General features: G+C 58.4%; 20 protein-coding genes and 1 pseudogene. 15 read left to right on the forward strand and 6 right to left on the reverse strand.

Annotation, left to right across the window (positions count from 1 at the left end):
- A pseudogene (locus PA598K_RS16325) lies at positions 1–365 on the forward strand (gephyrin-like molybdotransferase Glp); the annotation flags it as partial.
- 199 nt (positions 366–564) lie between these two features.
- Here PA598K_RS16325 and greA read toward each other — a convergent pair.
- Positions 565–1044: a transcription elongation factor GreA gene (gene greA, locus PA598K_RS16330; protein ID WP_128657992.1), complete on the reverse strand. Its 480-nt coding sequence runs from the start codon at positions 1042–1044 to the stop codon at positions 565–567.
- 264 nt (positions 1045–1308) lie between these two features.
- Between greA and PA598K_RS16335 the strand changes: the two genes are divergently transcribed.
- On the forward strand, positions 1309–1740 hold the full coding sequence (locus PA598K_RS16335) for a DUF6157 family protein (RefSeq protein WP_128657993.1): 432 nt from the start codon (positions 1309–1311) through the stop codon (positions 1738–1740).
- A gap of 767 nt (positions 1741–2507) precedes the next feature.
- On the opposite strand, the gene PA598K_RS16340 is transcribed toward PA598K_RS16335, so the two are convergent.
- Complete coding sequence (locus tag PA598K_RS16340; RefSeq protein ID WP_128657994.1) at positions 2508–3929, reverse strand: hypothetical protein; 1422 nt, start codon at positions 3927–3929, stop codon at positions 2508–2510.
- A 213-nt stretch (positions 3930–4142) separates the two neighbouring features.
- Positions 4143–4553 carry a hypothetical protein gene (locus PA598K_RS16345; RefSeq protein ID WP_128657995.1) on the reverse strand — a complete coding sequence of 137 codons (411 nt, stop codon included), beginning with the start codon at positions 4551–4553 and terminating at the stop codon, positions 4143–4145.
- A 118-nt stretch (positions 4554–4671) separates the two neighbouring features.
- Here PA598K_RS16345 and PA598K_RS16350 point away from each other — a divergent pair, with 118 nt between their 5' ends.
- The 8 genes from PA598K_RS16350 (at position 4672) to PA598K_RS16385 (ending at position 14383) form a co-directional block, all read left to right on the forward strand.
- Complete coding sequence (locus PA598K_RS16350; protein WP_185602026.1) at positions 4672–5442, forward strand: YwmB family TATA-box binding protein; 771 nt, start codon at positions 4672–4674, stop codon at positions 5440–5442.
- 162 nt (positions 5443–5604) lie between these two features.
- The gene (zwf, locus tag PA598K_RS16355; RefSeq protein WP_128657997.1) at positions 5605–7158 is read left to right on the forward strand and encodes a glucose-6-phosphate dehydrogenase; all 1554 of its coding nucleotides are present in this window, start codon (positions 5605–5607) and stop codon (positions 7156–7158) included.
- A 26-nt stretch (positions 7159–7184) separates the two neighbouring features.
- On the forward strand, positions 7185–8771 hold the full coding sequence (locus tag PA598K_RS16360) for a peptide chain release factor 3 (protein ID WP_128657998.1): 1587 nt from the start codon (positions 7185–7187) through the stop codon (positions 8769–8771).
- A 193-nt stretch (positions 8772–8964) separates the two neighbouring features.
- Positions 8965–9993, forward strand: coding sequence for a LacI family DNA-binding transcriptional regulator (locus PA598K_RS16365; RefSeq protein ID WP_128657999.1), 1029 nt, complete (start codon positions 8965–8967; stop codon positions 9991–9993).
- 15 nt (positions 9994–10008) lie between these two features.
- Positions 10009–11172 (forward strand): Gfo/Idh/MocA family protein, encoded by a 1164-nt coding sequence (locus PA598K_RS16370; RefSeq protein ID WP_128658000.1) that lies wholly within the window; start codon positions 10009–10011, stop codon positions 11170–11172.
- 101 nt (positions 11173–11273) lie between these two features.
- On the forward strand, positions 11274–11897 hold the full coding sequence (locus PA598K_RS16375) for a ThuA domain-containing protein (RefSeq protein WP_128658001.1): 624 nt from the start codon (positions 11274–11276) through the stop codon (positions 11895–11897).
- Positions 11898–11972: 75 nt separating this feature from the next.
- Entirely contained in the window at positions 11973–13055 is a 1083-nt protein-coding gene (locus PA598K_RS16380) for a Gfo/Idh/MocA family protein (protein WP_128658002.1), read from the forward strand.
- 131 nt (positions 13056–13186) lie between these two features.
- A complete protein-coding gene (locus PA598K_RS16385) occupies positions 13187–14383 on the forward strand; it encodes an alpha-D-ribose 1-methylphosphonate 5-triphosphate diphosphatase (RefSeq protein WP_128658003.1) in 1197 nt (398 codons plus the stop codon).
- Here PA598K_RS16385 and sspI read toward each other — a convergent pair.
- Positions 14371–14601, reverse strand: coding sequence for a small acid-soluble spore protein SspI (gene sspI / locus PA598K_RS16390; RefSeq protein ID WP_128658004.1), 231 nt, complete (start codon positions 14599–14601; stop codon positions 14371–14373). The genes PA598K_RS16385 and sspI overlap by 13 nt on opposite strands.
- 213 nt (positions 14602–14814) lie before the next feature.
- On the opposite strand from sspI, the gene PA598K_RS16395 reads away from it, so the two are divergent.
- The 5 genes from PA598K_RS16395 to PA598K_RS16415 all read left to right on the forward strand — a co-directional run bounded on the left by PA598K_RS16395 (position 14815) and on the right by PA598K_RS16415 (position 18360).
- On the forward strand, positions 14815–15609 hold the full coding sequence (locus PA598K_RS16395) for a TrmH family RNA methyltransferase (RefSeq protein WP_128658005.1): 795 nt from the start codon (positions 14815–14817) through the stop codon (positions 15607–15609).
- 266 nt (positions 15610–15875) lie between these two features.
- Positions 15876–16406, forward strand: a complete 531-nt coding sequence (locus PA598K_RS16400) for an NUDIX hydrolase (protein WP_128658006.1) — start codon at positions 15876–15878, stop codon at positions 16404–16406.
- Between the two features lie 113 nt (positions 16407–16519).
- Positions 16520–17143 (forward strand): TetR/AcrR family transcriptional regulator, encoded by a 624-nt coding sequence (locus PA598K_RS16405; protein WP_128658007.1) that lies wholly within the window; start codon positions 16520–16522, stop codon positions 17141–17143.
- The gene (locus PA598K_RS16410) at positions 17136–17483 is read left to right on the forward strand and encodes a DUF4260 domain-containing protein (protein WP_128658008.1); all 348 of its coding nucleotides are present in this window, start codon (positions 17136–17138) and stop codon (positions 17481–17483) included. Before PA598K_RS16405 ends, PA598K_RS16410 begins: the two co-directional genes overlap by 8 nt.
- Positions 17484–17514: 31 nt before the next feature.
- Positions 17515–18360, forward strand: coding sequence for an MBL fold metallo-hydrolase (locus PA598K_RS16415; RefSeq protein WP_128658009.1), 846 nt, complete (start codon positions 17515–17517; stop codon positions 18358–18360).
- A gap of 84 nt (positions 18361–18444) precedes the next feature.
- Here PA598K_RS16415 and PA598K_RS16420 read toward each other — a convergent pair whose 3' ends face one another.
- Positions 18445–20292, reverse strand: coding sequence for an oligopeptide ABC transporter substrate-binding protein (locus PA598K_RS16420; RefSeq protein WP_128658010.1), 1848 nt, complete (start codon positions 20290–20292; stop codon positions 18445–18447).
- Positions 20293–20306: 14 nt separating this feature from the next.
- Complete coding sequence (locus PA598K_RS16425) at positions 20307–21215, reverse strand: ABC transporter permease (protein WP_128658017.1); 909 nt, start codon at positions 21213–21215, stop codon at positions 20307–20309.
- Positions 21216–21241 lie beyond the last annotated feature (26 nt).

Below are 21241 nucleotides of genomic sequence, written 5' to 3' on the forward strand. Positions count from 1 at the left end.
TGCTCGGGGACAAGCCGCTGCTCGCCCTATCGGGGAACCCGGGGGCTTGCTTCGTCGGCTTCGAGCTGTTCGGCCATCCGCTGCTGCGGCAGCGTCTGGGCGACGAATCGCCGCTGCCGTCGACGTTGACAGCAGAGCTGGCGCAGGACATCGACAAGGGCTCGCCGCATGACCGGTATGTGCGATGCGGACTGTCCTTCGACGCGGGTCGCGTGCTGGCCAGTCCGCTCGGTTACGGCAAGTCGGGGATGATGGCGTCGCTGCCGGATACAGAGGGGCTGATCAAGGTCGGCTCGGGCTCGAGCGGCGCATCGGCGGGCGAGCCGGTCGAGGTGCTGTTGCTGCGCAACACGCCTGGGCACTGATCCGATTGTTGCAGCTGCCAGGGATGAGAGTCAGGGGAGCACTGGCTGCGACACGGTCTTGTGTAATTTGTGAGCCCCATCATGAAGATATCTCAAAAAACCTTCCTCCCCACTATTGCGGGAAGGAAGGTTTTTGGGTCGTTTCCATTTGAGAGGCCGATCGGGCTAATCTCGATTAACGATGGGATCCACCGATGATTTAGCCAAGCTTGATCTCGAGCAATTCATAAGTGATAACTCCGACCGGGGCGCTAACATTGACCTTTTGTCCGACCCGCTTGCCGATAAGCTCTTTGCCGAGCGGACTTTCGTAAGAGATCTTGTTATCGGCCACATCAGCCTCGACTGGGCTGACAATCTGATAGGTGATCTTTTCATTGAATTCCACGTCCAGCAGCAGGACAGAGCTGCCAACACCGACGATATCGGCCTGGATGGAGCTCGCATCGACGACTTTAGCCGTCTTCAGCATCCGTTCGATCTGGAGGATACGCGTCTCCATAAACGCCTGATCGTCCTTGGCGGAATGGTACTCGCTATTTTCCTTCAGATCGCCGTAGCTGATCGCCACCTTCAAGCGCTCGGAGAGCTCTTTACGCTTAACGGTTTTCAACTCCTCGAGCTCGGCCTCAAGCTTGGCTAGCCCCTCTTGGGTCAAGATTAGTTCTTCATTTTCCACTCGTACCGCAACCGCCCTTCTTCACTATGCAAGGACTGACGCTGCCGGGATGTATGCCGGAACGCCAAGCCCCTGTATGCTGATTCCTATTGTACCTTATTACAGTCGCCTAAGCCAAATAGGAGCGAGAAAAAAAGAGGAAACGTGGCCTGACGCAGTGCCCGACGCGATGACCGAAAACGCGGTTTACTTTCTCAGGAATTCGGGATACCCTTCAAGTATAAGCCTGTTGGACAAACCGGCGAAGAAGGAGTGGTAAACGCGATGGACACCAACTATTATCAGACCTTCATCACATTAGCAGAGGACTGCCCGGCAGAGCGCGGCGTCGTGCCGCCGCTGCGGAGCGGAGTGCCGACCAAGGCCGGGCTGGAGTATGAGCTGGCGACCAATCATCCCTATCGATATACCTCGGACGAGCTATTGATTGAAGCGCATTTGCGGCACCGGGAATTATCGGGGACCGATCTGGCACAGGAGGGCGAGGCGTTGCGGGCGGAATTTAGCGGCAAGTCCCAGCCTTGTCTGCGGGCCTCCATGCTGCCCAAGAAGTTCGGCTGGGGCATTCATTTCGATGAAGCAGGCAAGCTGGCGCTCTATCCTGTGGAATCGGAGGAATACCAAGCGTTTGCATCTGGCGAGCGCGCAGGGGTCAAGCTCATCCGAGCCATGCGCAACAAAAGCCGCAAGCCTTAGATTCTCCAGCGACCGCTGCCGCCGTTTCACCCCGATGTGATGTAACATGGGGGCTTCATTCCCACAAAATAATTTCTCAAGGCACCGAATTAGCCCCACTTCCCTGCAACGGATGGGCACTGAGCGTCGATGTAGTGCTGAATGTGTAATGCTGATTGTCTCATGCAAACTTAGTACGGCGCCAATTAATTGTTACAGTGCAATTGGCTTGTTCATCTTCACGCCATGTCGTAGTCGATGCCATACCGTAACTGCAAAAGTACACTTATTTCTGACCGACAGGCCGTTTTAGCTACCCGTAACTGCAATAATACATTTATTTTCTTTGATTTTGAGAGGAAACGACCAATAGCCGAAAATTAAATGTACAATTGCACTTAAAGTCCCATTTCCTCTGGATCTCTTCATTTTTAAAGGTATTTTTGCAGTTAAGTGAATATGAATACCGCGTCCCACAACATACGCATGATGTGCTACGACCGTGAGTGAGCGTCCCCGTGACATACGCATGATGTGCTACGACCGTGAGCGAGCGTCCCCGTGACATATGCATGACGGGCTACGACCGTGAGCGAGCGTCCCACAACATGCGCATGACGGGCTATGGCTCGGAGCGAGTGCCACCGACTGATGCATTACGAACTATGTCATCGGTAATGCGCTCCACGAATGCACATCACAAGCTACGGCCAGGAACTGCGCACTGCTCGCTGCGTGTCAAAAGCCGAGTCGCCTGGGGCGGCGCTCGGCTATTGCTTTCGTTGCATCTAAGCCTGGTCGTTGATCATCCAGCCGCTGTGGGGCATGTGCCAGTAAGCCTGCATCGAAGCCTCGTAGAGGGTAAATTGGTGCATCATATGATCTGCCGGGTTCATCATTTCTCGTGCAGGCAACTCCAGCAGACGGCGGAGCGTCTCCTGCAGCTGTGCTGCCCACCCGTTAGGGCCGGCCAGCTCCCGTTCCGCTCTATCCAGATCGACCATCAGCGAGGGCAGCAGCCTGCGCTCGTCGAGCATCCACACATCATGCTTGGACTTAACGATCCCTAAACGAGCGCACGCCGGATGTGCCATCGCGTGGCGAACTCGCTGCGGCAGCATCGGATTGAGCGTCTCGGCAGTCCCGCCGCCAGAGCTCCGCATCGGATTGAGCGCTTCGGCAGTCCCGCTGCCAGGGTTCAGCAGCAGATTGATGCCTTCGAGCAGACTGACGATGCTCTCGCGGATAGCGGTAGTATCCGACTCTACCCGCACATTCACTGTCGACTGCGTCGCCTCGCCCCCAGCGAAGTGTAATCCCGACAGTAGCGCGCCATCCACCTCGGCACGACCAGACGCTTTCGGCTGTCCCGGCTCCAACTCTACTCTCCCAGCCGCAACCCGCCGCTTCAGCGCCTCCTGCACGCTCCCTGCTTCGACCAGCCGCAGCCGCAGTCGGCCTCGATCGAGCAGCAGCAGGTTGCCGTGACTCTCCTGCACTGGCCCGTCATCGATGACGACGCGGGCGTGCTCGGCTGCGGTCGAGGAGCGTGCGATGCCGATCGATGCCGCTAGCGAGCCTTCCAGATCGGCCAGCCGGAACGGCTCGTCGCCAGTGATCTCGAGCGACAGCAGCTGGCGGTCGCTGTCGGCCAGCAGGGCGACGCGCAGTCCGAGCCCGGCTTGCGCGATCGCTTCGCGGAGCTTGGCCAGCATCCGCCCATTATGATCGAGCGACGACAGACGGATCGTCAGCTCGTGCGTCGTCTCGCCGACGCGCACCGAGAAGCGATGGCGGCCCGCTCCGGCGACTGCCTCCCCTTGCTGCGCAAGGTCGTAGCTGTGCAGCGTCTCCGCTCGCGAAGGAGAGACGATACGTATCCTGTATGTATGCAGTCTGGCCTCGCGGCGCACCGATCCGACGACCGCTGCGCCGTCGATCGCGAGCCGCCGTTCGCGCCACGGCGAGGTGCTGCTGGCCCGGAATCGCTCCAGCTCCTCCACCATTGCCTCGCATTGCTCGCGCCATCCGCGTACGCTTTCCGCTGCCGCCCGGACAGAGCGGGCCCAGGTGCCTTTGCCAAAGTAAGAGTGGCTGCTGAACGGCGAGACGAGGGACTCTTCGTACGCTTGCGGGTATTGGGCGTAGGGCATGACCGGCTCGATTCGGTGTGCATAGCCGGTTCGGATAATGCTTCGCGTGGAGGTCATCGTTGTGCGCACCTGCCTTTGCCGTAGTATGAGCTTCTGCTTTTATTTACCCCGGTTCAGGATGATTTTACCACCTCTTCTCAATAAATAGGTCTGCGTTTCGAAGATTCGTCGGAATAAGCAGGAAAATGAAGCGCAAAATGGAAATCAATATGAAGAAGGCGGAGAACGTCGTCGCAGACGGCGCTCCCCGCGTGCCCCTCGCAATCGCGATTAAATCAGGAGGAACAGAAAGGCCAGCAGCCCCAGATCCAGCGCAAGCGGCGGCCCGAACGGATAGTAGCCGTAGCCATAATTGTAGCCAGGATAGCCATAAGGGCCGAAGGCTTGCGTCTCGGCGGTCGGGGTTACTTCTGTTTTCGCAGCCTTTTTGCTCGCTTTGGCCGGTTTTTTCTTAGCCGGCTTGACGGCGCTGATGTCGGCCCCGCTAATGCCAGGCTGATGATTGCCATGGCCGCTATGACCCCCGTGTCCGCCATGCGCGTCGCCGTTGAGCATCAGTTGACCGCCCTTGCATGAGCTCAGCACGCCGACGTACCGGCTGCCGTCTCTCATGACGGCGCAGACGACCTGCCCGCAAAATTGATTGATCCGCTCCTCATGAAGCGGATAGATCGGTTCCATTGCATAGACACCTCCCAGAGAGCTTTCTGCGAGCAGTATATTCACCCAGGGGCGAATGCGTATGGGCCGAATGCCCAAATGTCACGGCTTTTGCCGGAGGAAGAGGAGGAGAACTTGGATGACGAACGACTCGGCGGTAAGCAAACGATGGCGCGCCGTCTGGCTGGCGCTGCTGGTGTTGGTAGCCTGCGCGATCTGGTTGATCCGTTACGAAAATCCCGCCCCGGTCGGAGGAGCTGCGAGCGATAAGCTTGAGGATACTGCACAGCAGCTATGGGGATGGGCCGACCCCTGGCTCTCGGATGGGGCTTCCGGCTCGGAATGGTCGCTGCGCTGGGACGGACGGGCAACGTCTGCCGAGCTGTCGGAGTTGGCCGCCGGCCTCGGCTTGCCGCCAACGACCGCCTCGACCGAGGGTCTGGTGTCCCGCAGGAGTGTCGAGGGCAGCCACTGGACGCTCTGGCAGGCGGAGCCGCAGGGGCCGGAGCGTGACGCGCTGCTGGCTTATGTGCTGCTCCTCGAGACCGATCCGGGCGCGACGACCGATACGCTTCGCACGGCTGCGAAGCTCGTAGAGCGCGTCGCCCCTGCCAGCGACGAGCAGGAGTGGTCGATAGCCTTCCGCGGCGTGTCCGAGCAGGCGGATGCAGGGAGACGGATCGCCGAGGCGGCGGGAGCGACGCTGCAAGAGCGATATGAGGATGACACTTCTGATAGCAGCACATACTATACGGATCGTCTAGGGCGCACGGTGTTAAGCGGCGATGCGCGTATCAATCTCCAACTCGCCAGCCATTTCGATCGGCTCACGGGACGGTATACGATCTCTGGCGGCGTGCCGCTCATCACCGGCGACTATAGCGCTCGCGGACGAGCCGCTGCAGAGTAGAGGATTAGGCCCGGATCACAGGGAGGTTCATCACATTATCTATAGGAACGGATCAGTATTTTTTATCGGGAGGTCAATAGCGATTCGACGTCAGATATGCTAAACTACAGTACAAGATCAACCAAAAGATGCATTCTACTACATAGGAGAGAATGAAAAACTATGACAGATCAATATACACCCGATATGACTGCGGCCGCGGGAGCGGTATTTTATTTGTTTGGCGCAACGGGCGACCTGGCGCGGCGCAAGCTGTTCCCGGCACTGTTCAGTCTCTATAAAGAAGGCAAGCTGGCAGAGGACTTTGCCGTCGTCGGACTGGCGCGTCGTCCGCGCACCGACGAGCAATTCCGCGAGGATGTCTATAACTCGATCGTCGAGTTCAGCCGCTACAAGGCCGATGATGCCGAGCTGTGGAACCGCTTTGCCGAGCATTTCGTCTATATGTCGCTGGACATCAACGATCTGGAGGGCTTCCGCGAGCTCGGTCGGCTGACGCAGCGACTGGACGCGCAGTTCAGCATCCAGGGCAACCGGCTATTCTATCTGGCCTTGGCGCCTTCGCTATTCGGACCGGTGTCCTACAACCTGCGCGACGGCGGCCTGCTGGAGACGACCGGCTGGCATCGCGTCGTCATCGAGAAGCCGTTTGGCTACGATCTGGCTTCCGCGCAGCAGCTCAACGACGAGCTCTCGCAGGTGTTCGACGAGAAGGATATTTTCCGTATTGATCACTATCTCGGCAAGGAGATGGTGCAGAATATCGAGGTGCTGCGCTTCGCCAACGCCTTCTTCGAACCGCTCTGGAACAATAAGCATATTGCTAATGTACAGATCACGCTGTCGGAGACGGTCGGCGTCGAGGAGCGCGGCGGCTACTACGACAAGTCCGGAGCGCTGCGCGACATGGGGCAGAACCATATGCTGCAGATGCTCAGCATGATCGCGATGGAGCCGCCGAGCCGTCTCCATCCCGAGGATATCCGCGACGAGAAGGTCAAGGTGCTGCGCTCGCTGCGCCAGTACGATACGCCTGAGCGCGTCCGTCGTCATGTCGTGCGCGGCCAGTACACGAGCGGCTCGCTGCGCGGCAAGGATCTGCCGGGCTATCGTGAGGAGGATTCCGTCGCGCCGGACTCTCGGACCGAGACGTATTTTGCCGCACGGGTGATGGTCGATAACTTCCGCTGGGCAGGCGTGCCGTTCTACATCCGCACGGGCAAGCGGCTGCCGGTCAAGACGACTGAGGTCGTCATCGAGTTCAAGAACGTCCCGAATAACGTGCTGTTCGGCGGCAAGCATCAGCTCAACCCCAATCTGCTCGTCATCCGGGTCAACCCGATGGAGGGCATCTACATCAAGATCAACGCCAAGAAGCCAGGCTCCGATTCGCAGGTGCAGCCGGTCGTGATGGAGTTCTGCCAGAGCTGTCTGATCGGTCTGAATACGCCCGAGGCGTATGAGCGCCTCATCTTCGACGCGACGCGCGGCGAGTCGACGTACTTCACCCGGTGGGACGAAGTGGCGCATGCCTGGGCTTTCGTCGACAAGATCGCAGCCGCCTGGCGCGAGGACGAGGGCGAGATCCCGACGTATCCGGCAGGCTCGTGGGGCCCGCAGGAGACCGAGCAACTGCTGGCCAAGGACGGCTATCACTGGTGGCCGGTCAATGGACAGGACGAGGACAACGTCATCTGGGTGTCGAATAGTAAGTAATGGCTACGAACGAAGGGAAGGCAAGCATGAGCAAAACATTAACCGATGAACTGAAAAAAGAGGTGGAGCGGCGGCGGACGTTCGCGATCATCTCTCACCCCGATGCGGGCAAGACGACGCTGACCGAGAAGCTGCTGCTCTTCGGCGGCGCGATCCGTCTGGCCGGCTCGGTCAAGGCGCGCAAGGCAAGCCGTCACGCAACCTCCGACTGGATGGAGATCGAGAAGCAACGCGGCATCTCGGTCACCTCCTCGGTCATGCAGTTCGACTATATCGGCCATCGCATCAATATTCTGGATACTCCGGGTCACCAAGACTTCAGTGAGGATACCTACCGGACGCTGACTGCGGCGGACAGCGCCGTCATGCTCATCGACGTCGCCAAGGGCGTCGAGGCACAGACGATCAAGCTGTTCCAGGTGTGTCGCAAGCGCGGCATCCCGATCTTCACCTTCATCAACAAGCTCGACCGCGAGGGCAAGAGCCCGTTCGAGCTGATGGAGGAGCTGGAGCAGGTGCTCGGTATCCGCGCGGTGCCGATGAACTGGCCGATCGGCATGGGGCGCGAGCTGTGCGGCGTCTACGACCGAATGAAGGACCAGGTCGAGCTGTTCCAGGGCACTGACCACTCGACGATCGAGGTGCGCAAGGTGGACAGCTATACCGATGCAATCATCGGCCAGATGGCCGGCGAGTATTTGCATGAGCAGCTGTGCAACGATCTGGAGCTGCTTGATGTGGCGGGCGATCCATTTGACCTCGAGAAGGTGCAGCAGGGCGAGCTGACGCCGCTTTTCTTCGGCAGTGCCGTCAACAACTTTGGTGTCCAGACGTTCCTCGAGAACTTCCTCCAGCTCGCGCCGTCGCCTGCGCCTCGCGCCAGCACCGAGGGCATCATCGAGCCGACGGAGGAGAAGTTCTCCGGCTACGTGTTCAAGATCCAGGCCAACATGAACCCGGCGCACCGCGACCGCATCGCCTTCCTGCGCATCTGCTCGGGCCGCTTCGACCGCGGCATGAGCGTCAAGCATGTGCGGGTCGGCAAGGAGATCAAGCTGTCGCAGCCGCAGCAGTTCCTCGCGCAGGATCGCGACATCGTCGAGTCGGCCTATCCGGGCGATATCATCGGCTTGTTCGACCCCGGCATCTTCCGGATCGGCGACTCGCTCTCGCAGAACGGAGCGGTGACGTTCAACGAGCTGCCGACGTTCTCCCCCGAGATCTTCGCCAAGGTGACGGTCAAGAATGCTCTCAAGCACAAGCAGTACCAGAAGGGCATCGACCAGCTTACCGAGGAAGGCACGATCCAGGTGTTCCATACGACGAGCGGCTTCGACGAGACGATCCTCGGCGTCGTCGGCCAGCTCCAGTTCGAGGTGTTCGAGTACCGGATGAAGGGCGAGTACGGCGTCGATATTTTGCTGCACCGGCTGCCGTTCCAGTTCGCGCGCTGGATCGTCGACGACAAGATCGATCCGACCAAGTACCGTATCAACTCGACGCTCGTCAAGGACAAAAAGGGCAACTACGTCGCCCTGTTCGAGAACGAGTACGCCATGCGCACCGCGATGGACAAAAACCCAACCTCCAAGTTTTTGGAGATGGCGCCTTAAGGCGCGATCAGACGAATCCCGCGAATCCATAGACGATACAGGTCAGGCTGTCAGCCAACCGTATCGTCTTTTTGATATGCGGGGGAGCAAAAACCGTTGACAAGGTAGCGTATTCATGGCAAAATGTACGCGTGTACATTGAAGTTATACAGTCATCATCAGATCAGACATACATCGCAAGGAGGGGCATCGGTTGCGAAAAGAGGTAGCGAAACTGGCGGGTGTCTCCGAGGCCACGGTATCCCGCGTCTTGAACGGCGTCGGCCCGGTGCGGGAGGAGACGAAGCGGCGCGTGCTGGAGGCAGCCGAGCAGCTCAAGTACGTGCCGAGTCAGCTGGCGCAACGGTTCGCCCGCAAGCGCAGCGGCAATCTCGGGGTGATCATCCCTTCGCTGCCCAAGGTCCATCTGTTCTCGACCTACTACTTCTCCGAGATATTAAGCGGGATCGGCGAGGCAGCCAAGGAGGAGGGCTACGATCTGCTGCTGATGTTCCGGCGGCCGGATGAGCCTAGAGATTACGACCTGCTGTTTCGCACCCATAAGGTCGATGCCTGCATCATGCTCGGTCTGCAGGATCTGCCGGAGGAGCGGCAGGCGCTGGCCAAGCTGGCGGCGGAGTCGCATCCGTTCTGCCTGATCAACCAACGATTCGATGGCGAGCCGTTCCGCTCGGTCGATGCCGATCATGTAGCGGGCAGTTGTCTGGCAGTCGGTCATCTGATCGACAATGGCTGCCGCCGCATCGCGCTCGTCAACGGCCCGCTCACTTACTCCAACAGCATCGATCGCGAGCTGGGCTATCGGCAGGCGTTGGAGGAGGCGGGGTTGTCTTATGCGTCGACGCTGGTCTATCAGGGCAATTTCGGCCGCAAGAGCGGCTATGAGCTGGCTGACGCCTTGGCCGGGCAGATTAGCCAAGGGGCGATAGACGGCATCTTCGCGGCTAACGATCGGATGGCGATCGGTCTGCTGCAGGGGCTGCGCGAGCATGAGCTGATCGCTGGTCGGCACTACGCTTTGATCGGCTACGACGATTCCGACGGCTCGCGGCTGACGCAGCCTCAGCTCTCGTCGGTGGCGGTTCCCTTCTTCGAGATGGGTCGACGGGCAGCGCGGGTTCTTTTGGCCAAGGAGAGCAAGGGGGAGACGGGCGGCGAGCTGCCGCTGCAACTGGTCGTTCGCGAATCGTCAGGTTTGCAGCAACAACATCCTATAATTTGAGAGGCGGTATGTGAGATGAATCCGGTTCGTGTCGGTATGGTAGGCTACAAATTTATGGGCAAGGCTCACAGCAATGCGTATCGGGCGTTGCCGATGTTTTTCCCGGATACGCTGAAGCCGGAGATGACGGCGATCTGCGGTCGCGATCCGCAAGGCATTGAGCAAGCGCGTGCGCAGTTCGGCTGGCAGAGCGCCGAGACGGACTGGCGTCAGCTCGTACAGCGCGACGACATCGACCTGATCGATATCAATGCGCCGAGCGACGCGCACAAGGAGATCGCGTTGGCTGCCGCTGCGGCAGGCAAGCATATTTTCTGCGAGAAGCCGCTGGCGCTGACGCTCGAGGATTCACGCGAGATGCTGGAGGCCGCGGAGAAGGCGGGCATCAAGCATATGATCGGCTTCAACTACCGCTTCGCTCCGGCTGTGCAGCTGGCCAAAAAGCTGGTGTCGGAAGGACGTCTCGGCAAAATCTATCACTTCCGGGCTCAGTTCCTGCAGGACTTCGTCCTTGACCCGGATTTCCCGCTCGTCTGGCGGCTGCAAAAGGAGATCGCAGGCTCGGGCTCGCATGGCGACCTCGGGGCGCATCTAATCGACCTGGCGCGTTTCCTGGTCGGCGAGTTCGGCGAGGTGATCGGGATGAGCGAGACGTTCATCAAGGAGCGTCCGCTGCCGGACTCGATGACCGGACTGAGCGCCAAGGGCAGCAAGGACGCGCCGCGCGGGCCGGTGACGGTCGACGATGCGACGTTGTTCCTGACGCGCTTCGCAGAAGGCGCGCTCGGCAGCTTCGAGGCGACCCGCTTCGCAGCCGGTCATCGCTGTACCAATGCCTTCGAGATCAACGGCAGCAAGGGCAGCGTGAAGTTCGACTTCGAGCGCGTCAATGAGCTGCAGGTGTACTTCACCGACGACGCCGAGGATGTGCAAGGCTTCCGCCGCGTGCTGGCGACCGATCCGGCGCATGCCTACATGGACGCCTGGTGGCCGCCGGGACATACGATCGGTTACGAGCATACCTTCACGCACGAGGTGCACGAGCTGATGCAGGCGCTCGCGGACGACCGCCAGCCGGTGCCGAACTTCGTTGACGGCGTGAAGTGTCAGGAAGTGCTGGAGGCGGTCGACCGCTCGATCGCCGAGCGTAGATGGGTCAGCCTCACAGAGATGCAATAGAGCGACGATTAACACTTGGCTTACTTAAAATACGTGTTCAAAAAGATCGGTTTTCAAAAGCGAGCTTTTTGAACAACCTCTAGAAAGGGATGGATTTCATCATGAAACAAGCATTAGTAACCTGGGGCGGCTGGGACGGCCATGAGCCGCAGCAAGTAGCGGAGCTGTTCGCCAACGTCCTGCGGGCCGAGAATTTTAACGTCACCATCAGTGATTCGCTGGATACGTATACCGATGAGAAGCTGATGGCTTCGCTCGACCTGATCGTACCGATCTGGACGATGAGCACGATCAAGCAGGAGCAACTCAAGCCGCTGCTCGACACGGTCCATGCCGGATGCGGCATCGCCGGCTGCCACGGCGGGATGTCCGACTCCTTCCGCAACGAGGTCGAGTACCAGTACATGGTCGGCGGTCAGTGGGTATCGCATCCCGGCGGCGACGGCGTCAACTATCGGATCGAGATGGTCGATCCGGCGGACCCGCTCACAGAGGGCATCGGCGATTTTGACGTCAGCTCGGAGCAATACTATATGCATGTCGATCCGGCGATCAAGGTGCATGCGACGACGAACTTCGGCGACGTGAAAATGCCGGTCGTCTGGACCAAGACGTGGGGACAAGGACGCGTCTTCCACAACACGCTGGGCCATGTCGCCAACATCGTCGCGATGCCGCAAGTAACAGAGCTGATGCGTCGCGGCTTCCTGTGGGTTGCGCGTTAACCGGACCGATCAGGCATCAAGCGGTTCGCTTCCCTGGCGGCGAGCCGCGAACTAAACCTAGGAGTGATAGCTAACATGAAGCGAAGCAAGGTAGGCATCGTCGGCTGCGGCAACATCAGCAAGATTTATTTCACCAACCTGAAGTCGTATCCGGAGGTAGAAGTGGTCGCCTGCGCCGACCTCGATCTGGAGCGGGCCAAAGCGCGCGCCGCAGAGTTCGATGTGCCCAAGGCGATGCAGGTCGACGAGCTGCTGGCCGACCCGGACATCGACATCGTCGTCAATCTGACGATCCCGCAGGCGCATGCACAGATCTGCATCCAGGCGATGGAGCACGGCAAGCATGTCTATGTCGAGAAGCCGCTCGCGGTCACGCGCGAGGAAGGGCTCGCGATGCTGGAGACGGCGAGACGCCATGGCGTGCGTCTGGCCAGCGCGCCGGAGACCTTCCTGGGCGGAGGCATCCAGACGGTGCGCAAGCTGATCGACGAAGGTGCGATCGGCACGCCGATCTCGGTGACGGGCTTCGTCATGTTCGGCGGGCATGAGATGTGGCATCCCGATCCGGAGTTCTATTACAAGGTCGGCGGCGGGCCGATGTTCGATATGGGACCTTACTACCTGACAGCCTTCGTGAATCTGCTCGGTCCGATCCGCCGGGTGACCGGCTCGGCCGTCATCTCCTATCCGGAGCGCACGATTACGAGCCAGCCCAAGCACGGTCAGGTGATAAAGGTCGAGACGCCTACGCATATCGCAGGGGTGATCGACTTTGAGAGCGGTGCGGTCGGTACGCTGATCACCAGCTTCGATACGAAGGGCGGCAGCACGCTGCCGAACATCGAGATGCATGGCAGCTCAGGCAGCTTGCTCATCCCCGATCCCAACAACTTCGGCGGCGTTGTCAAGCTGCGCAAGGCAGGCTCGCGCGACTGGGAGGAGATCCCCTTGACGCATGGCAACACCGACAACAATCGCGGCATCGGCGTAGCGGATATGGCCCGCGCGATCGCCGAAGACCGTCCGCATCGGGCGAGCGGGGAGATGGCCTATCATGTGCTTGAGGCGATGCATGGCTTCCACGTCGCTTCGGCGGAGGGCAAGCATTACATCATGCAGAGCACCTGCGAGCGTCCAGCGCCGATGGATGCGCTCTGAGCCTCGCGGTCCTGATGAGCATAGACACATAGACAGCGCCAAAAGCTATCGACAGTCCGTCCCGTACGGACTGTTTTTTTGTGGCCCGAACGCATACAATAGAAGGATAGACTGCGAGTTGGGGGGACGAGATGAATACGAAGCTATACATAACGAACGGAACGGTCGTACTGCCGGATCGGCTGGCTGTGGCAGATATCGCCCTATCCGGGGGTCGGATCGAGGCGATCCTGGAGAGCGAGGAGGACCGCGCAAGCTGGCTCAGCCAGCATGAGGCGGGTAGCTATGCACGTCTGGATGCGGGGGGCCGCTATGTGCTGCCCGGGCTGGTGGATATCCATTGCGATGCGATAGAGAAGGAGGTGCAGCCGCGTCCGGGGACGCTGTTCCCGCTGGAGATGGCGTTCCTGGAGTTCGAGCGCAAGCTGCCGGTGCATGGCATTACCTCGATGTATCATTCGCTGTCGCTGGGGGTAGGCTTAAGTCTGCGAGGAGATCATCTGCTCACCCGGATGATTGAGCTGATCCATCGGCTCCGCAGTCGGCGGGCGCTGGTCCGTCACGGCATCCATTTGCGGTATGAGGTGGCGCATCTGGACGGCTTGCCGATCGTCGAGCGGTTCATCTCCGAGCGGCAGGTGGACTACCTGTCGTTTATGGATCATTCGCCGGGGCAGGGGCAGTATCGGGAGGCGGGCTCCTTCGAGCGGTATGTGATGAAAAATCAGGGCGTTACCGTCGACGAGGTGCAGGAGATCGTCAGCGATCTGTTGGCGCGTCAGCGGCGCGTCGATTGGTCGCATCTGCGCGACCTCGGACAGCTCGCTGCTCGCAGCGGCATTGCCGTCGCTTCGCATGACGACGATTCGCCGGAGCGGGTCGACGAATTCGCCGCCTTTGGCATCGCCGTATCGGAATTCCCGATGAATATCGAAACCGCCCGGCACGCGGCCGGGCGGGGACTGCATGTATGCGTAGGCGCGCCCAATGTCGTGCGCGGCGGCTCGCATGATCGCAATATGAGCGCCGTCGATGCGATCCGGGACGGCTGCGCCCGCGTGCTCTGCTCGGATTATCATCCGGCATCGCTGTTGGCCGCTGTGTTCAAGCTGGCTGACGATGGCGTCGTCTCGTTGGCGGAGGCGACGGCGATGGCCAGTCTCTATCCCGCACAGGCGCTCGGAGCAGAAGCAGAGGTCGGCTCGATCGAGACCGGCAAGCGCGCCGATCTGTTGATCGTCGAGCAACTCGACGGCTACCCGATGGTTAGCCATACGCTAGTCGACGGCATCGTGGTGTATCGGAGCGAGCCTTACTACTCGGCTTGAACCGGCGTCTGCTTCTGGATCTTGGCATGCAGACTGCCGACCATCGCTTGCTGCTGAGCCGGATCGCTCTCCAGCCAGATCATCTCGAAGAGGACGCCGAGGCCAGGAAGCGCCCGTTCATCGCTGCCGATCGAGCTCTCGATTACATCGGTCAGCTCTTCGTTCGATTTGTCATATACGCGCTGGATGATGGCTTGTCGCAGATTGATGTCGTTCACGTTTCGTATCCCTCCAACCTGATTTTGGCTTCGCAGGCGTCCCCACGAGGGACGGTGCAAGACGTTGTGCACGATACTTATCGTTCCCTTCCGGGCTGCGTTTCATGCCGACGCCTGCGCGACATTGTTGCTCGATCTGCAGCCTCATCTCGACGACTTATGGTATAATGGTCGGAATAACCTGTAATACTAAGGAAGGTTGATCATTAAGAAATGTCCAAACATGAGGAATTACATATTACGTCGGTGCAGAACAGTCGGGTCAAGGGCTGGGCGGCCTTGCTGGACAAAAAACACCGCGACCGGACTGCCTCCTTCCTCGTCGAAGGCGTACATCTCGTGCAGGAAGCGCTCAAGGAAAACGCCGAGCTGGAGTGTATCGTCTATGATGTCGTCAAGGGCTGGCCTGCCGAGCTGGGAGAGGCAGCCGGGGTCGAGCGAGTTGCGGCCTCCAAACAGATCATCGCACGCTGCACCGGCACCGATACCCCTCCGCCAGTGTTCGGCGTAGCACGCAAGCTCAGACCTCCTACAGGACGGCTATTCGAGGGAAGTCTTGTCGTCGTCCTCGACGGCGTACAGGACCCGGGCAATGTCGGAACGATCATCCGCAGCGCCGATGCGGTGGGCGCCGATGCGGTCGTGCTCGGCCGCGGCTGCGTTGACCTGTACAACCCCAAGACGGTGCGCTCAACGATGGGCTCGCTGTTCCATCTGCCGGTCATCGAGGGCGAGCTGACCGAGCTGCTGCCGGAGGCCCGTCGCCACGGCGCCCGGCTCATCGGGACGAGTCTGCATGCGGACAACAACTGCTACGCCGAGGACTGGACGGCGGCGACGTGGCTCGTGCTGGGCAGCGAGTCGCGCGGCCTGTCGCAGGAGGTGCAGGCGCTCCTCGACGCCAGCGTCCGCATCCCGATGCGCGGCGGCTCCGAATCGCTCAACGTGGCGATGGCTGCCACCGTGCTGCTGTACGAAGCGATGCGACAGCGGGAGTTTAGTAAATAAACGATCCTGTCCAACGCTCAAATAACTGTCCCTGAATAAAAATAACTGTCTCAAACTCATCAAAGACTGGAGCCTGATTGACTACTTCACTAACCATATCTCCAGTCTTTTCGCCGATTTCTTTGATACTCAGCAGAGAAACAAACTGCATCAAGTTCAACTGTAAAAGTAACTGAAAATATTGTAACTCAATACGTCTGAGGCAGAGAGTATTATCAGGACGATTTTAGGTGTTATCATATTTACACTGAGAGGGAGGTGGTTTTATGCAATTAATCAGAAAGATAACTCATAGCGATTTTGAAGGCGGAACACCTGAATATATGTGCACCGTTACACGCTATGGCTCAAGAGGTGTTTTGATCGATGACGAGATGAACGTTGCCATGATGCATTTGTCAAAAAATGACCTCTACAAATTACCTGGCGGGGGGATCAATGAGGGAGAAAATATTAGGGAAGCATTTTTGCGTGAAATCCAAGAAGAAACGGGTTATGAAGCAGAAATCATTTATGAGTTAGGTTACATAGAGGAACACAAAAATAGAAATGACTTTATGCAATTCTCCTACTGCTTTATTGCTATAGTTACTAGTAAAGCCACTCCTAGTCATCTAAATCTTACTGAGAATGAAATGCAGCTTTGTATGTCGGTGAAGTGGATGACCTTTGACAAAGCATTAGAGGTGATAATCTACTCAGCCTCATCTTGCAATGATTATTCAACAAAGTTTATGCTCCTTCGTGAGCAGAGCATACTTGAAAAAGCAGTTGGCTGCTTGCGGCTGAAAATGTAGAGGTTTAATGCATGAGATACACAACCAAAAGCTCCTATTGACTGTTCAATCAAACAGTAATACACTTAATCTACGAACTGACTGTTCGATCAAACAGTGTGGGAGTGACCACAATGACAACACCTAATCAGGATGAGCGAAGGAACGCAATTCTCCAAGCGGCCTTTTTGCAATTGGGACAGGTCGGTTATGCCAAGGCAACGATGAAGGATATTGCTGCCCGGGCGGGCGTCGCACAAGGGTTGATCGGTTATCATTTCGGCACAAAGGAGGCGTTGCTCGTCGAGGTGGTGCGCGAGTGGATGCTGAATCGTGGCATGCGGGAAGCTATGGCGAAGGTAGACCTGCAGGGATCGCCGGCCGAGGTGATGCAGCAAGCGCTGCGGCATGTCGTGACGTTCCGCAAGGAGAACCCGACCTGGTTCACCTTGCTCGTCAGCCTCTGGCTGGAGAGCGTCGGCAATGAAAAGCTCGCTCGCGAGTTGGATAGGCTCTACCAGGAGATGAGAACCGGCATCCTGCTCGTCCTGGATCAGATGGAGCTGCCGCTCGGGCAAGAGGACAAGGAGACGTTGGCGATGCTCATTCAAGCTGTATTCGATGGACTGACACTTCAATCGCCCCCCTTGCTGGCCTCTCAGCCAATCGCTTATGAGCAAGTTTCGCGTGGAGTCGACTGGATGCTGGATGGCGTGCGAGCTACGACTCATCCTAGAGGAGATGACAAGCATGAATAATGTCTTGATCCGGTTAGAAGGTTTAATGGTGCTGGTGGCCGCCAGTTATTTTTACTTCACGAACGGTTTTAGCTGGTGGGTATTTCTGCTGCTGTTGTTCGCACCCGATATTTTTATGCTTGGCTACGCCGTCAACAAAAGAATCGGAGCCTACGTGTACAACCTTGGCCACATTTATATTACGCCGGTTCTGCTGCTGGTAGCGGGATGGTCGCTTTCGATCAATGCCTTGACGATGATCAGCTTCATCTGGATCGCTCATATTGGCCTGGACCGTTTGGTGGGATATGGCTTGAAGTATGACACCGACTTTAAGCACTCCCATATTCAGAAAATCTAGACTAATCCTTTCAGGATAGGAGGTTGGATGTATGGATCCGTTAGACCCGCACTACAGAACGCCCGACGGTTGTTATGAGCTTTTTACCAGCCGTCTCTATGCGTTGAACAGCTGTGTCGTCGCTACTGAGGACCTCGTGCTCGTCGTCGATCCCGGTTATCTGCCTGATGAGGTCGCGGCGATCCGCAACCATGTCGAAGCGATCCGCGCCGGGCGGCCGCTCTATCTGTTGCTCACGCACTCCGACAGCGACCATATCGCCGGTTATGGCGCTTTCGCAGATGCTACGGTGATAGCCAGCCGGGCGTTCGCCGAGCATCCCGATACGACGGCGGCGGTGGAGGAGGTGATGGCGATCGATGACGACTATTATATCGACCGTCCGTATCCGGTTATCTATCCGCCGATCGATCTCGTCATCGATCAGGAGGGGCAGCGCCTCACGGTCGGAGCGACGACGATCCGCTTCTATAGCGGGATCGGGCATAACCGGGACGGGCTGATCGCCTATATCGAGAGCGAGCGGCTGCTGCTGACCGGCGACTATCTGTCAGATCTTGAGTTCCCGTTCGTGACGGCCAGCTACTCCGGCTATCGCCAGACGTTGGCCACGCTTGCGCGCCTTATCGCGGAGGAGCAGGGGCTGACGCTGATCCCTTGCCATGGCGCGGCGACCGATGATCCAGCCGAGCTGTCCCGGAGACTGCGCCTGTCGCACGAGTACATCGCGCTCGTCGCCGACCTCGTCGCAGGCAAGGCCGAGCCCGCAGCCTACGAGCGCTTCCTCGATGCCTACAGCTTGCGCTTCCGCCGCTTCCTGCGCCAGCAGCACGAGGGCAATCTGGCTCTATATCGTAGCGAGACTGCGACTTCATAATACTACCTCATGCCTCCGTATACCTCTCCCATAACAAACGAGGAGCCTGCGGCGATATCCCGCAGGCTCCTTTTTACATTCTCGTCAGTTAGCGACGAAGGCCTTATCCTGGCTCAGAGCGACATTGTAAGGATACATCTTCGTACCGTCGCCGATATAGTAGTTGAGTACGCGATTGTTGACGGGGACGAGGCTGGCCCGATAGAGCGTCGGGAATACCGGCACCTCCTGTACCATCAGCTCCTGCCACTCTTTGTACACCTTCAGACGGTAGTCCTTGTCGAATGCTTGCTCGGAGAGACCTTCCTTGAGCAAGCGGTCATTCTCGTCGCTGGCATAACGGCTGAAATTGTACAGCGCGTCGCGGCCGTACAAGCCTGCCGGATCGACGTCGATGCCGACCGTCCACGCCGCTTGATAGACATCGACGTTCGTGTCGTCTTTTCCTGTGCTGCCTACTCGCTCGTAGAATGCGTTGAACTCGATCATCTCCAGTTGAACGTTAAGACCGATTTCCTTCCACGCTTGTACATAGTAGCGGGATAGCGGCTCTGCGATCTCCGAGCCCGTCATGGAGATGAAGTTAATGACCAGCTCGCTGCCGTCCGGCTTGGTGCGGAACTCGCCGTTCAGCTTGTAGCCCGCATCCTCGAGGAGCTGCTTGGCGGCTTCCGGATCGTAGGCGACGCCAGGGTTGTCCGCGTCATGATATTCCGGGTGCGAAGGCGGGATCAGCGTCGTCGCGTTCCAGCGCAGCCCTTTGTAGAATTGCTTGCCGACCGTGTCGTTGTCGACCGCCATCCACATCGCCTTGCGCAGATTGACGTCGCCCATCTTGGCGTCCGGGTTCGGCACTACCTTATTGCCCTCGGCATCCCAGGTGCCGAGCTTGAAGCCCATGTACGTATACGCGCGGTCAACGACGCCGAGCCACTCGACATTGGACAGATTGGCGTTGTCCGAAAATTGATCAACCGGGAACGAACCTACGACATCGACGCCGCCCGTCCGAATCTCCTGTATTACATTGGATGGGTTGATGACTCGCAGGACGACCTTGTCGAGCTTTGGCTCGCCGCGCCAGTAATCCGGATTTTTGACATAGACGACCGACTCGCCGGGTACGATGCTCTCGACCTTGTAAGGTCCGAAGCCGATCGGGTTCTGGCGAACCGCGGCAGAGGCCGACATCTCGGCGACCGGGATGTCCTTGAAGATATGCTTGGCCATCGGATAGGCCCATATCCCGCCCGTCACGAGCGACGGGGTAGCCTCGATGTAGGTGATCCGCAGCTGCTTGTCGCTTACGACCTCGATGCCCGAGATCGTGTCCGCCGTACCGTCGTGGTACTCCGCCATCCCCTCGACATTGATCATGCTGCCATCATAACGAGGGCCATCGTAGTCGGGGTGGCCGATCACCTCATGGGCGAAGAGCCAGTCCTCGGCGGTTACCGGCGTGCCATCCTGCCAGTTGACATTGTCGCGGATCGTGAAGGTGAAGGTGCGGCCATCCTCCGAGATCTCATACGTGGCCGCCCCGTCATTCGTATAGACGTAGCTGGCGTCCCAGGTGAGCATCGGCTCGTCCATCCAGGTCAGCACTTCAGAGTCCGGGGCGCTGCTGTAGAAGTTAAAGTTCAAGGTGCCGGCAAACGGCGTGTCAGACACCAGCCCGACGTTTAACGTGCCTCCGTCAATTTCCTCCCCTTGGTTTGTTTTAATTTGATTAAAATCATCGATGCTGAACAAGCCGTCCTCATTAGCTTCCTTATCCGGGGTGTTCGACGGCGACTCTGAATTGCTGTCGTTCTCGGAATTGGCCGGCGGATCTGCCGGTGGGTTGTTGGCGCCGTTGGAGCAGGCGGCGAGCAAGAGCATCATCGCGAGCAGCGCAGGAAGCCATAATCGGGCGTGCATTGCTTTGGACATCTTTGTTTCCTCCCTTATCCTCTTCTTTGTCTGGCGTCGGCGGCGCGTTTCAAGGCTTGACCGACATTATTTATACTCAACATCAGCACCAGGATCAGTGCGGATGCAGGTAACCATATCCATGGCCGACTCTCGAGCGTCTGCGCGTTGCGTGCATAGCTGACCAGCGTACCGAGGCTCGGCGTGTCCTCCGGGAATCCGAAGCCGAGGAAGCTCAGCCCCGATTCAAGCCCGATATTGGCAGCGAGATTAAGCGTCATCGTGACGATGATGATCGAGCTCAGATTGGGCATGATCTGCTTGAAGATGATGGCGGCGTGCGAGCTGCCCATCGTCCGCGACGCCTTCACATAATCCAGCTCCCGCTCTTGCAGCGCCTTGGACCGGATGAGCCGGGCGATGCCCATCCACAGGAAGGCCGTCATGATGAGCGTAAACGAGTAAATGCTGTATTTCGGCACGACGGCGATAAAGGCGATGACGATCATCAGAAACGGCAGGATCAGGAAGAAGTCGACCACCCGCATAAAGAAATTGTCGATCATACCGCCAAAGTAGCCAGACACGACGCCGACCGTAATGCCGATTAGTCCTGTCAGCGCCGTCACGAGAAACGCAATCGTCAGCGAATTGCGGGTGCCGATAATCAGTTGTCCGAAGATGTCGCGGCCGCCGTAATCCGTACCCAGCCAATGATCCGAAGAGGGCGGCTTGTTCAGCGCGAACAGATCGACCCGGACCACTTGCGCCTGATCCAGCACAAACGAGGTAATGTAAACGGCCGAAGTAATGAGCAAAACAAATACCAATGAAGCAAGCGCAAGCTTGTCCCGGACGATTTCCCGCCACAGGATGATCAGCCCCGGCGGGCTTTTTTCCAGGAGCGAAAGATCGGCCGGCAAGGGCAGCTCGTCCTTTGTCATTTCACGGGCTGTAGGCTCTGGCAATG

The organism is Paenibacillus sp. 598K (genome assembly GCF_003851045.1).
Taxonomy (GTDB): Bacteria; Bacillota; Bacilli; order Paenibacillales; family Paenibacillaceae; genus Paenibacillus_D.

Bases quoted from the DNA above. Each gene is read 5' to 3' on its own strand.
- PA598K_RS16335 (WP_128657993.1), top strand. From the start codon at position 1,309: ATGGACACCAACTATTATCAGACCTTCATCACATTAGCAGAGGACTGC.
- PA598K_RS16340 (WP_128657994.1), bottom strand. From the start codon at position 3,929: ATGACCTCCACGCGAAGCATTATCCGAACCGGCTATGCACACCGAATC.
- PA598K_RS16345 (WP_128657995.1), bottom strand. From the start codon at position 4,553: ATGGAACCGATCTATCCGCTTCATGAGGAGCGGATCAATCAATTTTGC.
- PA598K_RS16350 (WP_185602026.1), top strand. From the start codon at position 4,672: ATGACGAACGACTCGGCGGTAAGCAAACGATGGCGCGCCGTCTGGCTG.
- zwf (WP_128657997.1), top strand. From the start codon at position 5,605: ATGACAGATCAATATACACCCGATATGACTGCGGCCGCGGGAGCGGTA.
- PA598K_RS16360 (WP_128657998.1), top strand. From the start codon at position 7,185: ATGAGCAAAACATTAACCGATGAACTGAAAAAAGAGGTGGAGCGGCGG.
- PA598K_RS16370 (WP_128658000.1), top strand. From the start codon at position 10,009: ATGAATCCGGTTCGTGTCGGTATGGTAGGCTACAAATTTATGGGCAAG.
- PA598K_RS16375 (WP_128658001.1), top strand. From the start codon at position 11,274: ATGAAACAAGCATTAGTAACCTGGGGCGGCTGGGACGGCCATGAGCCG.
- PA598K_RS16380 (WP_128658002.1), top strand. From the start codon at position 11,973: ATGAAGCGAAGCAAGGTAGGCATCGTCGGCTGCGGCAACATCAGCAAG.
- PA598K_RS16385 (WP_128658003.1), top strand. From the start codon at position 13,187: ATGAATACGAAGCTATACATAACGAACGGAACGGTCGTACTGCCGGAT.
- PA598K_RS16395 (WP_128658005.1), top strand. From the start codon at position 14,815: ATGTCCAAACATGAGGAATTACATATTACGTCGGTGCAGAACAGTCGG.
- PA598K_RS16400 (WP_128658006.1), top strand. From the start codon at position 15,876: ATGCAATTAATCAGAAAGATAACTCATAGCGATTTTGAAGGCGGAACA.
- PA598K_RS16405 (WP_128658007.1), top strand. From the start codon at position 16,520: ATGACAACACCTAATCAGGATGAGCGAAGGAACGCAATTCTCCAAGCG.
- PA598K_RS16410 (WP_128658008.1), top strand. From the start codon at position 17,136: ATGAATAATGTCTTGATCCGGTTAGAAGGTTTAATGGTGCTGGTGGCC.
- PA598K_RS16415 (WP_128658009.1), top strand. From the start codon at position 17,515: ATGGATCCGTTAGACCCGCACTACAGAACGCCCGACGGTTGTTATGAG.
- PA598K_RS16420 (WP_128658010.1), bottom strand. From the start codon at position 20,292: ATGTCCAAAGCAATGCACGCCCGATTATGGCTTCCTGCGCTGCTCGCG.
- PA598K_RS16425 (WP_128658017.1), bottom strand. From the start codon at position 21,215: ATGACAAAGGACGAGCTGCCCTTGCCGGCCGATCTTTCGCTCCTGGAA.